The sequence below is a fragment of the Rhizobium ecuadorense genome (genome assembly GCF_001187535.1).
In the GTDB taxonomy this organism is placed as follows: Bacteria; Pseudomonadota; Alphaproteobacteria; order Rhizobiales; family Rhizobiaceae; genus Rhizobium; species Rhizobium ecuadorense.
In genome coordinates, this window is the sequence record NZ_LFIO01001038.1 from 1 (window position 1) to 381 (window position 381).

The following is a 381-nucleotide window of genomic DNA, read 5'->3' on the forward strand; positions in this document are numbered from 1 at the left end:
GGCGGACGAGCTCGGCTACAAGTCTTTCAATGTCGAACAGATTTTCGACAACCGCTTCGAAAAGCTCGGCGCCGCGGCTTTGGCCAAGAGCCAGTAACGTTCGACACCCTTCGGAGAGGAGATCTGAAACATGGCAACCACTTGGGATGCAGATGAGGCGAAACTATCCCTGACAACAAGCGGGAGAGTTCATGGAGGCTCGCGCGCGACAAAGCCGGCCGGTCCGGCTAGCTCTGCTGGCCCCCGCGCCCGGCGCAGGCTGGGTCCCGGACCCGCGATCCCTTTCGGGTTGCAGATCGGGCCGGTATTGCTTGTCCTGACCTGGGTCGTCGGTTCGGCATTGGGATGGATCGACCCACGCATACTGTCGGCGCCGTGGAC

The 381-nt window shown here is 61.9% G+C and carries 1 pseudogene; it reads left to right on the forward strand.

Annotated elements, in window-relative coordinates:
• Positions 1-130 precede the first annotated feature (130 nt).
• Positions 131-381, forward strand: a pseudogene (locus tag AF337_RS45525) (ABC transporter permease); the annotation flags it as partial.